This is a genomic window from Streptomyces sp. NPDC017943, from assembly GCF_044328425.1.
In the GTDB taxonomy this organism is placed as follows: domain Bacteria; phylum Actinomycetota; class Actinomycetes; order Streptomycetales; family Streptomycetaceae; genus Streptomyces; species Streptomyces djakartensis_A.
The window spans coordinates 520,279-534,936 of the sequence record NZ_JBIRHH010000006.1 but is presented as its reverse complement, the minus strand read 5'-3'; the positions used below and the strand labels follow the sequence as shown (position 1 = coordinate 534,936).

The 14,658-nt window shown below is 72.1% G+C and carries 11 protein-coding genes; 1 reads left to right on the top strand and 10 read right to left on the bottom strand.

Annotated elements, in window-relative coordinates; genetic code table 11:
* Window positions 1-30 precede the first annotated feature (30 nt).
* From ACH4C6_RS22535 to proB, 5 genes are all read right to left on the bottom strand, one after another.
* Complete coding sequence (locus tag ACH4C6_RS22535) at window positions 31-1,101, bottom strand: hypothetical protein (protein ID WP_398110375.1); 1,071 nt, start codon at window positions 1,099-1,101, stop codon at window positions 31-33.
* A gap of 89 nt (window positions 1,102-1,190) precedes the next feature.
* A complete protein-coding gene (locus ACH4C6_RS22530; RefSeq protein ID WP_398110374.1) occupies window positions 1,191-1,763 on the bottom strand; it encodes a hypothetical protein in 573 nt (190 codons plus the stop codon).
* Between the two features lie 200 nt (window positions 1,764-1,963).
* Window positions 1,964-3,250: a glutamate-5-semialdehyde dehydrogenase gene (locus tag ACH4C6_RS22525; RefSeq protein WP_398110373.1), complete on the bottom strand. Its 1,287-nt coding sequence runs from the start codon at window positions 3,248-3,250 to the stop codon at window positions 1,964-1,966.
* A gap of 73 nt (window positions 3,251-3,323) precedes the next feature.
* A complete protein-coding gene (locus ACH4C6_RS22520; RefSeq protein WP_398110438.1) occupies window positions 3,324-3,782 on the bottom strand; it encodes a hypothetical protein in 459 nt (152 codons plus the stop codon).
* Between the two features lie 134 nt (window positions 3,783-3,916).
* Window positions 3,917-5,023: a glutamate 5-kinase gene (gene proB / locus ACH4C6_RS22515; protein WP_398110437.1), complete on the bottom strand. Its 1,107-nt coding sequence runs from the start codon at window positions 5,021-5,023 to the stop codon at window positions 3,917-3,919.
* A 344-nt stretch (window positions 5,024-5,367) separates the two neighbouring features.
* On the opposite strand from proB, the gene ACH4C6_RS22510 reads away from it, so the two are divergent.
* Window positions 5,368-7,419 (top strand): hypothetical protein, encoded by a 2,052-nt coding sequence (locus tag ACH4C6_RS22510; RefSeq protein ID WP_398110372.1) that lies wholly within the window; start codon window positions 5,368-5,370, stop codon window positions 7,417-7,419.
* A 334-nt stretch (window positions 7,420-7,753) separates the two neighbouring features.
* On the opposite strand, the gene ACH4C6_RS22505 is transcribed toward ACH4C6_RS22510, so the two are convergent.
* The 5 genes from ACH4C6_RS22505 to rplU all read right to left on the bottom strand — a co-directional run bounded on the left by ACH4C6_RS22505 (window position 7,754) and on the right by rplU (window position 14,528).
* Window positions 7,754-9,856, bottom strand: coding sequence for a hypothetical protein (locus ACH4C6_RS22505; protein ID WP_398110371.1), 2,103 nt, complete (start codon window positions 9,854-9,856; stop codon window positions 7,754-7,756).
* A gap of 198 nt (window positions 9,857-10,054) precedes the next feature.
* The gene (locus ACH4C6_RS22500) at window positions 10,055-11,551 is read right to left on the bottom strand and encodes a D-ribitol-5-phosphate cytidylyltransferase (protein WP_398110370.1); all 1,497 of its coding nucleotides are present in this window, start codon (window positions 11,549-11,551) and stop codon (window positions 10,055-10,057) included.
* Between the two features lie 839 nt (window positions 11,552-12,390).
* Window positions 12,391-13,827, bottom strand: a complete 1,437-nt coding sequence (gene obgE, locus ACH4C6_RS22495) for a GTPase ObgE (RefSeq protein ID WP_398110369.1) — start codon at window positions 13,825-13,827, stop codon at window positions 12,391-12,393.
* 111 nt (window positions 13,828-13,938) lie between these two features.
* Window positions 13,939-14,193, bottom strand: a complete 255-nt coding sequence (rpmA, locus tag ACH4C6_RS22490) for a 50S ribosomal protein L27 (protein WP_010041940.1) — start codon at window positions 14,191-14,193, stop codon at window positions 13,939-13,941.
* A 14-nt stretch (window positions 14,194-14,207) separates the two neighbouring features.
* Window positions 14,208-14,528 (bottom strand): 50S ribosomal protein L21, encoded by a 321-nt coding sequence (gene rplU / locus ACH4C6_RS22485; RefSeq protein ID WP_289920160.1) that lies wholly within the window; start codon window positions 14,526-14,528, stop codon window positions 14,208-14,210.
* Window positions 14,529-14,658 lie beyond the last annotated feature (130 nt).

Here is a 14,658-nt window from a genome sequence, read left to right as displayed (position 1 = left end):
CCGGACGGCGGCGGGTCCGGCGCGGCCGGATCAGACCTTCGGCTGCGCGCTCGTCGCCAGGGAGCCGCACAGCGCGGTCGCGCTGCCCGTCGCGTAGGGGTCGGTACCCGCGGGCCCGCCCTCCCTGGCCGTCTGGCCGGCCAGCAGGGGGCGGAGGTAGTTCGTCGAGTCCTCGGCGCAGGACAGCGGGCCGGCCTGGACGTAGGAGACGACGAGCCGGGCCTGGTGCAGGCGCAGGTCGTCGCGGTCGAAGCGGAACTGCAGCTCGCGCCGCAGGGTGAACAGGGACACGTCGTCCTCGGCTGCGGCCCCCGCCGGGCGCAGGGCGTAGACGAAGGTGTGGTCGGTGGTGACCTCCAGCGTGGAGGAGTCGGTCTCCGCGGCCTGGAGGGTGCCCTGCACCCGGACCTCCCGCTCGGCCAGTTCGGCGCGGGTGGGGTCGAAGCGGACCAGCCAGCCGGTGGGGGCGTGGCGTCCGTCGGCGGTCGGGCGGGCGAAGCTCTGGTCGAACTGCCCCAGCTGGTCGGGGTCGAGCAGGACCCGCACGGAGCGCACCTCGCGCCCGGTGAGCACGTCCGGGTCGAGGGCGGAGCGGACGATGTAGTCCTTGGCCGTGGTCAGGGCGGCGACGACCTGGCTGTCGGAGAAGTGCGCGGTGCGCCGCGAGGCGGGCAGCGGTACGCCCTCCGCGCCGGACTTGAACTGCGCGGCGGGGCTGTGCGCGTACAGGGACGCCGGGTCGGACGTGCCGGGCACCTTGCCCTCGGGGGCGAGCGGGATGACGGTCATCCGCAGCGGCTCTCCGGGCTGACGGGCGGCCGGGGTCTGGTAGGGGTGGCGGACGCCCATGTAGAGGGCGGTGCCGAAGGCGACGGCGATGAGCACGACCAGTACCAGCGCCTGCCGGGACAGGCCCCGGCGCACGGGCGGGCGGCGGCGTACGGCGGGCGAGTGGTCGGCGATGCGCTCCTGGGCGGAGAACTCCTGGAGCCGGGCAGCGCGGACGAACGATTCGTCGAAGACGACGGATCGGTACTCGTCCTCGCCACCTCCGGGAACGCCCTCGGGAGTCCCCTCAGGTGGGTTGCCAGGCCCGCCCATATCTTCACTGTAGGTTCCCGGGCGCCCGGGTAAACGCCGGGTTGCTCCACAAGTTCTGACAGGTTCTCACCAAGGCGGGCGGGTTCCGGTCAGGGGGTGCGCGGGATCACCGACATGGCCGGCCGTGAGTGGTCGGCGGATGCGGAGGGGGCGGCCCCGCTGCCCTGCTCCGGTCCGGTCGAGGTGGGCGGGGGCAGGGGTTCGTCGTGGTCGGCGGAGGCTCCGCGGTAGACCGCCGTGAAGGCCAGGGCGACCATGCCGACGCCCATCACGAGGGCGAGGACCCAGGCGACGGGCCGGTGCCAGCGGACCTGCCGGGAGTAGGGCCCGGGGTGGCGGCGGTCCTCGAGGACGTCCGGGTCGTCGAACTCGCCGAGGTCGGGATCACGACCGTGGGCGCGGTGGGTGTCCGGGCCGAACCCGTCGTCGTAGCGCTCGCCTCTGGCGTGGGCGCGGCGGGCCTCCGCCTCGGAGGCCTCGGCTCTGGCCTGGGCGGCGGCCAGGAGACGCTCGACGGCGGTCGGCTCGTGCACCACGGCCGCGCGTACGAAGGCCTCGTCGAAGACCACGGAGGCGAACTCTTCGTCCGACACCCCGCGGTCGTGGTCGTCGTCGGGCTCCCTGCCGTCCGGAAACGGCGTGCCCCCCACGTCCTCCGGCACGGATCCAGAGTAGACCTGGGGGGTCGTTCTGGGCAGACGGTATGCATATTTCGTCCCCGTGCGGGGCGGATCGCGTGGGGCTCCGGGGGGCGCGCGTCCGGCCGGTCAGCGCCCGTACCACGCGGGTGGACCGCCCGGAGCCGCCTGAGCCGCCCCGGGCGGGTATGCGGGGACCCGCATACCCCGTTACGCCGTTCGGGTCAGCGCCGCACGTGGCCGTCGCCGGTCACGATGTACTTCGTGCTGGTCAGCTCCGGCAGGCCCATCGGGCCGCGGGCGTGCAGCTTCTGCGTGGAGATGCCGATCTCGGCGCCGAAGCCGAACTGGCTGCCGTCGGTGAAGCGGGTGGAGGCGTTCACCGCCACGGTGGTGGAGTCGACCAGCTGGGTGAAGCGGCGGGCGGCCTGCTGGGAGGTCGTCACGATGGCCTCGGTGTGGCCGGAGCTCCACAGCCGGATGTGCTCCACGGCCTTGTCCAGGGAGTCCACGACGGCCGCGGCGATGTCGTACGACAGGTACTCCGTCTCCCAGTCCTCGGCCGTCGCCTCGACGACGGTGGCCTTGGTGTCCTGGGCGTGGGCCCGTACGCGCTCGTCGGCGTGCACGGTGACCCCGGCTTCCGCCAGGGCGTCCAGCGCGCGGGGCAGGAAGGCGGCGGCGATGTCCTGGTGGACCAGCAGGGTCTCGGCGGCGTTGCAGACGCCGACCCGCTGGGCCTTGGAGTTGACCAGGATCTCCACGGCCGTGTCCAGGTCGGCCCGGGCGTCGACGTAGACGTGGCAGTTCCCGGTGCCGGTCTCGATGACGGGGACGACGGACTCCTGCACGACCGTGTTGATCAGGGATGCGCCGCCGCGCGGGATCAGCACGTCGACCAGGCCGCGGGCGCGCATCAGCTCGCGCACGCTGTCGCGGCTCTCGCCGGGCACGAGCTGCACGGCGTCGGCGGGCAGCCCGGCTCCACCCACGGCGTCGCGCAGGACCCGCACGAGGGCGGTGTTCGACCGGTACGCCGAGGAGGAGCCGCGCAGCAGGACGGCGTTGCCGGACTTCAGGCACAGGGCGGCGGCGTCGACGGTGACGTTCGGTCGGCCCTCGTAGATGATGCCGACGACGCCGAGGGGCACGCGGACCTGGCGCAGGTCGATGCCGTTGGGCAGCGTGGAGCCGCGGACGACCTCGCCGACCGGGTCGGGCAGGGCGGCGACGTCGCGCACGTCGGAGGCGATGGAGCGGACCCGCTCGGGGGTGAGGGTGAGCCGGTCGATCATGCCGTCGGCGAGACCGGCCTCGCGGGCCCGGGCGACGTCCTCGGCGTTGGCCTCGACGATCTCGCTCGTGCGGACCTCCAGCGCGTCCGCGATGGCGAGCAGCGCGTCGTCCTTGTCGGCCCGCGGCAGCGGCGCGAGGGACGCGGCGGCGGCCTTGGCGCGGTAGGCGGCCTCGGTGACCGGGGACATGGAGTCGTACGGAGAGAGCGTGGTCATGAGGGAAGGGTAGTGCGCCGGACGCGCCGGTTCACGGCGCGTTCCACAGCCCGAGACGCTCCCCGGACGGCCGTCAGAACGGGTGGATGCCCACGGGCGAGGCGGGCGGCGGGCCGTAGCCCTCGGCGACGCGCTGGTGGTAGGTGGCCCGGTCGATGACCTCCAGGCCGACGATCTCCCAGGGCGGCAGCCCGGCGGTCTGCCGGTGCTCGCCCCACAGGCGCAGGGCCACCGCTGCCGCGTCGTGCAGGTCGCGGGCCTCCTCCCAGTAGCGGATCTCCGCGTGGTCGACGGCGTAGCGGCTGGTGAGGAGGAAGGGGTGGTCGTGGGCGAGCTGCTCCAGGGCGCGCCGGACCTCGGGCAGCGGGGCCCGCCTGCCGGAGACGCTGAGGGTGACGTGCCACAGGCGCGCGGTCTCCGCGGGCTGCTCCCCGTCGAACCGGTCTCCGGCCGCCACGCTGGTCAGGGCGCGCTCCTCACCGGCCGTGCGGGAGCCGGCACCACCACGGGACACGGTGGCCCCCGGGCGCACTCGTCTCACGACGGCCTCCTTCGCTCCATGGCGATGCTGCGGGACAGTTCCCCGAGACAAAGTTGAGCAGGCCGCAAGGGTTCGTGGGGCGGTTTTGCGGAACGTCCACCACCGGGGGCGGACGTTTCGGAACATTACGGATGCAGGACCACCAGGTCGTCCCTGTGTACGACCTCGCGTTCGTACGCGGGGCCGAGGTCCCGGGCCAGCTCCCGGGTGGAGCGGCCGATGAGCCGCGGGATCTCCTTGGCGTCGAAGTTGACCAGCCCCCGGGCCACGGCGTGCCCCGCGCCGTCGCGCAGCTCGACCGGGTCGCCGGCGCTGAAGTCGCCCTCGACGGCGGCGATGCCGGCGGGCAGCAGCGACTTGCGGCGGTCCACGACGGCCTGCACGGCGCCGTCGTCCAGGGTGAGCGCGCCCTGCGGGGTGGAGGCGTGCTGGAGCCACAGCAGCCGGTCGGCGGAGCGCCTGCCGGTGGGGTGGAAGTAGGTACCGGTGTCCTGCCCGGCCAGTGCGTCGGCGGCGTGGACGGCGCTGGTCAGGACGACGGGCACCCCGGCGGCGGCCGCGATGCGGGCGGCCTCGACCTTGGTGACCATGCCGCCGGTGCCGACACCGGCCCGGCCCGCGCTGCCGATCTCGACGTGGGCGAGGTCGGCGGGGTCGCGGACCTCGGCGATCCGGGAGGTGCCGGGCCTGGCCGGGTCGCCGTCGTAGACGCCGTCCACGTCGGACAGCAGGACCAGCAGATCGGCGTGGACGAGGTGGGCCACGAGGGCGGCCAGACGGTCGTTGTCGCCGAAGCGGATCTCGTCCGTGGCGACGGTGTCGTTCTCGTTGACGATCGGGAAGGCGCCCATCGCCAGCAGCTTGTCCAGGGTGCGCGAGGCGTTGCGGTGGTGGGCGCGGCGGCTCATGTCGTCGCTGGTCAGCAGCACCTGGCCGACGCGCACGCCGTAGCGGGCGAAGGAGGCGGTGTAGCGGGCGACCAGCAGGCCCTGGCCGACGCTGGCGGCTGCCTGCTGGCGGGCCAGGTCCTTGGGGCGGCGGCGCAGGCCGAGCGGGGCGAGACCGGCGGCGATGGCGCCGGAGGAGACCAGGACGATCTCGCGCTCCCCACCGCTGCGGACCTTGGCGAGCACGTCGACCAGCGCGTCCACCCGGTCCGCGTCCAGGCCGCCCGAGGCGGTGGTCAGCGAGGAGGACCCGACCTTGACGACGATCCTTCGGGCCTCGCCCACGGCCTGCCTTGCCCCTGTCACGTCCCGGTCCGTCCCCTCGCGCCGCCTCGGTGCCTCACCGGGGGATTCTCCGCCGTCCCACCAGGAAAGTCCTCCGGTTTGCCACCAGGGAATCTACGGGACGGCGGGGCGTGGCGCCTCGCCGGTCCACGCTGCGGACGGTGCGTCTCGCCTGACGTGACCACGATCTCCATACCCCGATGACGACAGCCGCGCAATCTTCCGCTACGGTCCCTGGGCACGGCTCCCTACACTCAGACGGCACGCACGTGTCGTCGGGAGACAGCCGCGCGTTAACCCGGACGGCCGATGTGCGCCGAACCGACGCATCTGGAGTGACCGCAGTGCCCCTATCTCTCCCTCGTCCGCCTGCCCTGTCCAAGGGGCTGGCGGCCGTCGCCCTGGCCGCAGCCTTCGCCGCTCAGGCGGTCGCCGCTCTGCTGCCCAACGTGCCGCTGCTGCTCGCCTCGACCGCCCTCTCCCTGGCCGTGGAGGGGGTGCTGTACAAGTGGCAGCGCGGGGTGCAGTCGATGTTCGCCAAGTCCCACGCGGACATCACCGTACGGCACGTCCTGCGGGACCTGCTGCTCGTCGTGGGCCTGCTGCGGCTCGGCGAGCAGGACCGGGAGACGGTCTACGCCCCGCTCGTGGCCGGGCTGCTGCTGTTCTACGTGCTGCACTTCGCGGTGCAGGCCGTCTCGGTCCTGGTGCGGCGCACCCGCACCCTGCCGGTGGTGACCCGGAACATAGACGCCTCCGCCCTGCGGCTGTCCCCGGCCCCGGCCGCGGTGCTGCGCCGCCCCGGCCAGCGGCTGCTGCTGTTCGGCCTGCCGGCGACGGTCGGCCTGCTGGCCGCCGCCCCGGGCGACGACCCGGTGTACGCCGCGGTGGGCATCGCCCTCTCGGTGGTCCTCGCGCTGGGGGGCCTGTGCGCCCTGCTGCTCCGGCTGCTGCCGAGCCGCCGGCCGGCCGGCGAGGAGGAGGTGCTGGCGTGGTTCGACCAGTGGCTGGCGGAGTACCGGCCGACCGCCGGGCTGTACTTCTCCGGCGGTGTCTCCTCGGCCTACCAGGCGAACATGTGGCTGGAGCCCCTCGCGCAGATCGACGGCAAGCCGATCATCGTGCTGCGTGAGCGGTTCATGGTGCAGAAGATCGCGGCCACGGACATCCCGATCGTGTGCCTGCCGAAGGTCTCCACGCTGATGCGGCTGGAGCACTCCACGCTCCAGGTCCTTATCCACCCGTCGAACTCGGGCAAGACCTCCCAGGTGCTGCGCATCCCGACGATACGGCACACCTTCGTCAACCACGGCGAGAGCGACAAGCTGTCCTCGTGCAACCCGTACGCGAAGGCCTACGACGAGGTGTGGGTGGCCGGGCCCGCGGCGCGCGAGCGGTACGCCCTGGCCGAGGTCGGCGTCGAGGACAAGGACGTGGTCGAGACCGGCCGCCCGCAGCTGGACGGCGTGCTGCCTCACGCGGGCCCGCCGAAGGGCGCGTACACGACCGTGCTGTACGCCCCGACCTGGGAGGGCTGGGACGGCAACCCCGGCAACACCTCCGTGGTCGCGGCCGGGGAGAACCTGGTGCGGGCGCTGCTGGCGGACCCGGGCGTGCGGCTGCTGTACAAGCCGCACCCGCTGACGGGCTCGGTGGACCCGCGCGCGGGCGCTGCCGACCAGCGCATCCGCGAGCTGATCCGCGCCGCGAACCGGCAGCGGCAGCAGACCCAGCCGCGGGCCGCCGGTGAACTGGCGCGGCTGACGGCCGAGCTGGAGCGGCTCACCACCTCGAGGTTCCGGTCCGGGGCCGACGTGGCGGAGCGGATGCTCGTGCAGTCGGCACCCGAGCCGGGCCGGGCCGCCGCGGTGCGGCGGGCGACGGCCGCGTGGGAGGAGGCGTACTGGGCCTCGCTGCCGGCCGGTGAGCACCAGATCATCACGGACGCCCGGCCCACGCTGTACTCCTGCTTCAACGTGGCCGACCTGCTGATCAGCGATGTGTCGAGCGTGATCAGCGACTTCCTGGCGAGCGAGAAGCCGTACGCGGTCGCCAACACCAGCGGACTGCCCGAGGACGCCTTCCGTGCGGCGTTCCCGACGGTGGTCGCGGCGACCGTGCTGACCCCGGACGCGGCGGGCGTGCCCGCGCTGCTGGAGGCGGTCCGGAACCCGGAGAGGGACGAACTGGCCGAGGCCCGCGCCGCGTTGAAGCTGCGGCTGCTGGGTCCCGCCGAGCCCTCGTCGCAGGAGCGCTTCAACGCGGCCGTGCAGGCGCTGTGCGAGGAGGCCCGCGAGCACCGGGCCCGGGTGGCGGAGCGGCTGACGACGGAACGGCTGGCGGCGGAACTGCCGGGCCAGCGCACCGAGCCGGCCGTGCCCACCGCACCGCGCTGACGGGCGGCGGGAGAGCCACCGCGGGGGCCGCCGGCGATGCCGGCGGCCCCCGTCGCATGTGTCCACGCCGCTCACGCCGCCGCCCTGGGTCCGCGGGCCCGCCACACGCCGCGCGCCTTGCGCACGGCCCGGCGTACGAACAGGCCGGCACCGCCCTCCCGGTAGCCCGGGAACGTCCGCGTCTCTCGGGCCACCGGCGAGGTAGACGTGGTCCGCGATGCCCGCGGCGGGGTCGCGGAAGTACGGGGAGGCCAGGCACACGGCCGGAAACGTCAGGAGTCCGGCCTCCGGGGCGACTTCCCCGGGAGGCCGGGCTCCTCGGTGCGGCAGCCGGTCAGGCCGTGCCGGCTCCGCCGGGGTCACCGGCGGCGGGCACACGCTGCCCGGACACGGCGTCGGTGAGCTCGGCCTCGGCCTGCGTCTCGGCCTCCGCCTGGTCGAGAGCGGCCGCGTCCCGCGACCGCAGGCCGACGTTGCGCGTCTCGGCCTTCAGCGCCAGGTTCGCGACGGCCGTGTTGAACTGCTGGAGCGAGCTCGGCTCGTCCGGGCCCAGCAGGTACTGCTTGAGCTTCCTGCGGTCCTCGGCCAGCGGGTCGGCGGCCGGGTCGCGGACGGCACCCAGCAACTCGTCCAGCCCGGCGGCGCTGTTGGTGAGGATCACCGCGGCACGCACCGCCGTGTTGTTCCGCTTGAACTCCTCGGCCCCCACCCCGGCGGAGTCGGTGACCGCGTAGGGCTTGCCGCTGGCGATGAAGTCGGACACCACGCTGGAGATGTCGGAGACCATCGCGTCGGAGACGTTGAAGCAGTCGTACAGGGGCGGTTCGGTGCCGGTGATGACGCGGTGCTCCCAGGACGGGAAGGAACGCCAGTAGGCGTCGTTCCACTCGGCGCGCAGCCGCGCGACCTCCTCGTGCCGGGCGGTGTCGAGCAGCCCGTCCCGGCTGGCCTCGGCCTCGTCGACCCGGTCGGAGCCGAGACCGGCCAGCTCGGCCAACCGGGCCTCGATGCGCCGCAGTTCGGCCTCGGCGTCCGCCTGGGCGGCGGTGTCCGGGACGAACCGCGCATCGAGGGCACGCTCGGCGGCGGCCTTCTCCACCAGGGCGGTGATCCGCCGGTGCGCGGCGTCGGCCTCCTGGCTGACGGTGCCGGTGAACGGGTGCGGCTTGTACAGGACGCGGACGGGCGGGTCGGCCGCGACCAGCCCGCGCACGATGTTCTCGCCGGCCAGCAGGATCGAGGTGTTGCCCGGGTTGTCGTCCCAGCCCTCCCAGGTGGGGGCGTACAGCACGGTCGGCATGCGGCCCTCGGGCACGCCCTGCCAGGTCCGGATCGCGGCGAGCTGGGGGCGGCCGACCTCGACGATGTCCTCGTCGAGGACACCGACGTCGGCGAGGGCGTAGCGGTCGCGGCCCGCGCGGCCGGCCGTCCAGACCTCGTCGTAGACCTTGCTGTACGGGTTGACGCTGGCGAGCTTGTCGCTGTCGCCGTGGCCGATGAAGACGTGCTTCATGGTGGGCACGCGCAGCAGGTGGATGTTCTTGCCGACGTTGGCCGCGTAGAGCGCGACGCGCACGGTGGACAGGTCCAGGTTCATCAGGTGCACCCCTCCGGGCACGCAGACGACGGGGACCGTGGTGGGCGCCAGGTTGGCGAGGATGACGCGCTCACGCAGGATGATCAGCGGTCTGGAGTCCAGCTTCTCCATGGTGTCCAGCCACATGTTGACCTGGTACGCGGAGTCCTTGGACCCGGAGAAGTACAGGACGGTCTCCGGCTTGTACTCCCCCAGCCAGTCGTCGACGGCGGCCAGCACCCGCTCGGCGTTCGGCGGGATCCGCCGGCCCCACACATAGGGCGCGAGCGCGAGGACGTACAGGGTTCCGAGGACCAGCGTGCAACCGATGCCGACGAAACCGATCAGCGACGACTTCACCTGGGCGGCGACCAGTATGCCGGCGACCGCCGCCAGGTCCAGGTGCAGCATCTTCTCGGCGGAGCGGTGCAGCAGCACGTGCGGCGGGGCGTCGGGGATGCGGATGCGCGCGGCGAGGTCGACGTTGCGGGTGGCGACCGGCATGCGGCGGCGGTTGCGGATGAGCTGGACCAGCGCGCCGTGCGGGGCCTGGAGACCGTAGAAGGCGATGAAGCACGCGATCGCCCCGTAGTAGATCAGGTTGTCCGCGAGGGACAGCCGGGCCAGCAGCAGGACGAGCAGCAGTTCCCGGATCAGGAAGCGGATCGGCAGGCCGGCCCGGACCTTGCCGAGGCGGTTGATCAGGTAGCTGCCCTTGTGGTGCAGATAGTGGTCCGCCAGGTACGTCACGGCGGCCGCTGCCGCGAAGGCGGGGACGCTCGGCACGAGCGCGGCCAGCATGAGGGCGGGGAAGCCCGCCACCATGAGGAGCGCCGCGGCGAGTTCGGCCGCGCTGCCCACCCTGGCTACGCGAATGGCTGTGGATATCACGGAGGAACCTGCTCTTGTGAGGGATGTGCCGGTCTTGCTCACTGATGCGGCTGGTCTGTGAATCTGCCCAGGGGTACGGGTGCAGGCCTCTGCGCACACGACGGTGGTCCGAATGGACGACAAGAGTGCACAGAGGCCCGATTTGCGGGGGTTTAGCGGGCGGCAATATTACACGCCGTCCTGCCGGTCCAGAACCGAGGCCAGGGCCTGCTCGAAACCGGACGCCCGGGCCGCGCCGGCGGTGGGGTCCTGCTGGCGGACGTCGATGACGTGGCCGGTGAGTGCGCTGAGCAGCACGTCGAGCGAGGCGCGTGCCACGGCCTGGGAGGACAGCAGCGAGCCCGTCGGCTCCTGACCGAACGCCTTGGTGCGCATGGGAGTGGCGGTGCGCTCGGGGTTGATGCAGTTGACGCGGATGCCGTCGCCGGCCCACTCGTCGGACAGTGCCTGGGTGAGGTTCACCATGGCGGCCTTGGTCGAGGAGTACAGGCTGTACTCGGCGCGGCCGCGGGTGTAGCTGCTGGAGGTGTAGAGCAGCAGCTGGCCCTTGGTCTCGGACAGGTACTTGTGCGAGGAGCGGGCGATCTGCACGGGGGCCAGGTAGTTGACCTTCAGCGCCTCCTCGATGGTGGCGTTGTCGGTCTCGGCGAGCTTGCCGATACGCAGCACACCGGCGGTGTTGACGACGTAGTCGATCCGGCCGGTCTCGGCGTACGCCTTGGACAGGGCGTCGTCGACCTCCTCCGGGTTCTCCACGTGGGTGCCGGTGGTGGAGCGGCCCAGGGCGTAGACCGCGGCGCCGTAGGACCCGGCCAGCTCGGCGATGTCCTTGCCGATGCCGTAGGAGCCGCCGAAGACGACCACGGTCCTGCCGGTCAGCAGCTCGCGGTACGCCTCCTCGGTGACCTGCTCGGGCGCGGCGGTGGAGGCGAGCTGGAACAGCTTGTCGGCGATGAAGACGTCGACGGGCTGGGTGACCTTCATGTTGTACTCGTCGCCCGCGACGACGTGGATCGGCACGTCCGGCAGGTACTTGAGCACCACGGAGCAGTCGTCGGTGGCCTGGAAGTTGGGGTCGCCCGAGGCGACCTCGTAGGCCCGCTTGATCGTGGACAGCTTGAAGGCCTGCGGGGTCTGGCCGCGGCGCAGGCGGGACCGGTCCGGGATCTCGGTGATGAACTCGCCGTCCTGGCCGTGCGTGCGCGTGACGATGATGGTGTCCGCGGACGGGATGGCCACGTCGACGGCCTCGTAGCGCTCCAGCGCGGCCACGCAGTCGTCGATGACGCGCTGCGACAGCAGGGGGCGCACGGCGTCGTGAAAGAGGACGTTGAGGTCCTCGCCCTCGGCCAGTCCCTCACCGAGGGCGGCGATGGCGCGCTCGGTGGTCTCGTTGCGGGTGGAGCCGCCCTCGATGACCCGCGAGACCTTGCTGAACCCGGCCTTCGCGACGATCTTCTCGACGTCGGGCACATAGCCCTGGGCCATCAACACGATGACGTCGTCGATCGAATCGGCGTTCTCGAAGGTGGCGAGAGTGTGCTCGATGACGGCCTTGCCGGCGATCTTCAGCAGCTGCTTGGGGATCGACAGTCCCACCCGCTGACCGGTGCCCCCGGCCAGGATCACCGCGGTGGTACGGGGCTTGGCTATGTGCTGAGGCACAGGTTACCTACCTTGAGACGACAGGGAACCCCAAAAGGTTCCCACTGGCGGTTGACGCAGTGCAAGGTGAGCGACCTGTACCGCTTATGTACGCGCAACCTGTCATTCACCTCGCGCTGCTGGTGATCGGTAAGACGGTCGTGCGGGCCATTTGGAGGCCCCACTGTGAGTTATTCCACAAGATCGACAAACCCTCGGGTGAAGTACCCTGCGCGGCAGGCGTGTTGACGCGTCGATCGATCAGGCGGGGACAGCACACGGGGGCCGGGCGGCGCGAAGCACGGCGCACCGCCGAGAGATCGTCGAGATGCACCGATGACCGGCCGGTGCCGAATTCGAAGCGCCCGTCGGCCCCTCGCGAGGCAATTCCGCTCTGGGTTCGCACGGGGTCCGCACGGGATTTCCGCGCCATGAGGAATACGGCGGGGAACGACCCAGAACAGGGGCGCCGATTCGTCAGCTCAGGTGGGTAGACGTGCGGAGCCCGGGACCCGGACGGGCCCCGGGCTCACACTCCCGCCGGAGAGAGGGCGGGAAGCGTCACGCTCGCGGGCGATCGGCCGGCTGCTCCGCGGGGCCCAGGTGCATGACGACCGAGCACGCAAAGGAAGACCCGCCGCCGGCGCTGGAACGAGCCTGTGCCGGGGCGGTCTGACGGACGCTCGACTACAGGCGCGTCCGAAGCCTGTTCAAGGGGTGAAGCCGGCGCCCGGACGGGCTCCGGTGGCGGTCGCGCCGAGGAGCGCGCCGCAGGCACCACGCCCCGCCGGGCCGAACCGGCTGCGGCGGGGGCACGTCCCCGGGGCGCAGCCGGTGCGGTCAGCCGGCGGGAGGGCCGGTCAGAACGGCTCGAAGTCGTCGAACTCCTGCTGAGCCTCGTCGCGTTCGGCCTGCCGGTCCTTGCGGCGCTGAGCGGCGGGCCGCGCCGCCTCCAGCCGGTGGTCCTCGCCGCGCCGGCCGAGCATCTCGGCACCGGCCATCATGGACGGCTCCCAGTCGAAGACGACCGCGTTCTCCTCGGGGCCGATGGCGACGCCGTCGCCGCCGCGGGCGCCCGCCTTGAGCAGCGCCTCCTCGACACCGAGCCGGTTGAGCCGGTCGGCGAGGTAGCCGACCGCCTCGTCGTTGTTGAAGTCCGTCTGCCGCACCCAGCGCTCGGGCTTCTCGCCGCGCACCCGGTACAGGCCGTCCTCCTCCTGCGTGACGGTGAAGCCCGTGTCGTCCACGGCCTTGGGCCGGATGACGATGCGCGTCGCCTCTTCCTTCGGCTTCGCGGCCCGCGCCGTCGCGACCAGCTCGGCGAGCGCGAACGACAGCTCCTTCAGGCCCATGTGCGCCACGGCCGACACCTCGAACACGCGGTAGCCGCGCGCCTCCAGGTCGGGCCGGACCATCTCGGCCAGGTCCTTGCCGTCCGGCACGTCGATCTTGTTCAGCACGACGATCCGCGGACGCCGGTCCAGACCGCCGTACTGGCGCAGCTCCTCCTCGATGATGTCGAGGTCGGACACCGGGTCGCGGTCGGACTCCAGGGTCGCCGTGTCCAGGACGTGCACGAGCACGCTGCACCGCTCGACGTGCCGCAGGAACTCCAGGCCGAGGCCCTTGCCCTGGCTCGCCCCGGGGATCAGCCCGGGCACGTCGGCGATCGTGTAGACCGTCGAACCGGCGGTGACGACCCCGAGGTTGGGCACGAGGGTGGTGAAGGGGTAGTCGGCGATCTTCGGCTTGGCGGCGCTCAGCACCGAGATCAGCGACGACTTGCCGGCGCTCGGGTAGCCGACCAGGGCCACGTCGGCGACGGTCTTCAGCTCCAGGACGACGTCCCGCAGGTCACCCGGCTCACCGAGCAGCGCGAAGCCGGGCGCCTTGCGCCGGGCGGAGGCCAGCGCGGCGTTGCCGAGGCCGCCCCGGCCGCCCTGCGCGGCGACGAAGGAGGTGCCGTGGCCGACCAGGTCGGCGAGGACGTTGCCCGCCTTGTCCAGCACCACGGTGCCGTCCGGCACCGGCAGGACCAGGTCCTGGCCGTCCTTGCCGGAGCGGTTGCCGCCCTCGCCGGGCTTGCCGTTGGTGGCCTTGCGGTGCGGCGAGTGGTGGTAGTCGAGGAGCGTGGTGACGGACTGGTCGACGGTGAGGATCACGTCGCCGCCACGGCCGCCGTTGCCGCCGTCCGGGCCGCCGAGCGGCTTGAACTTCTCACGGTGGACGGAGGCACAGCCGTGGCCTCCGTTACCCGCGGCGACGTGCAGCTCGACGCGGTCCACGAAGGTGGTCATGGGATGTGCCTCCAGTTACTACTTACTGCGGGGATGTCTCTTGGGTAACACGCGAAAGGCGGACCCGCTTCCCCTGGGGGAAGTGAGGCCCGCCTCGCGAAAGGTTTCCGATCAGGCGACCGGAACGATGTTCACGACCTTGCGGCCACGGTGGGTGCCGAACTGCACCGAACCGGCCTGCAGGGCGAACAGCGTGTCGTCGCCGCCGCGGCCGACACCGGCGCCCGGGTGGAAGTGGGTGCCGCGCTGGCGGACCAGGATCTCACCCGCGTTGACGACCTGACCGCCGAAGCGCTTCACGCCGAGCCGCTGGGCGTTGGAGTCGCGACCGTTCCGGGTGGACGATGCGCCCTTCTTGTGTGCCATTTCTCCTCAGTCCCTTACTTCGCAGCCGCGGGGATCTCAGTGACCTTGATCGCCGTGTACTGCTGGCGGTGGCCCTGGCGACGGCGGTAGCCCGTCTTGTTCTTGTAGCGCAGAATGTCGATCTTCTGGCCCTTGTGGTGGTCCACGACCTCGGCCTGGACCTTGATGCCGGCCAGCACCCACGGGTCGCTGGTCACGGACTCGCCGTCGACAACGAGCAGGGTCGAGAGCTCGACCGTGTCGCCAACCTTGGCAGTGGAAATCTTGTCAACCTCAACGATGTCGCCGACAGCAACCTTGTGCTGGCGACCACCGCTGCGCACGATGGCGTACACGCGGAACTCACTCTCTCGCTCGGGAAACGGCACCCCCGCAGGCCAGCAGCCCGACACAGCGGGCCGCCTCTCCTGGGCGCCCGGCGCCCTGGAGGATGAGGTTTACGGGGATGTGACGCGTCAGTCGACA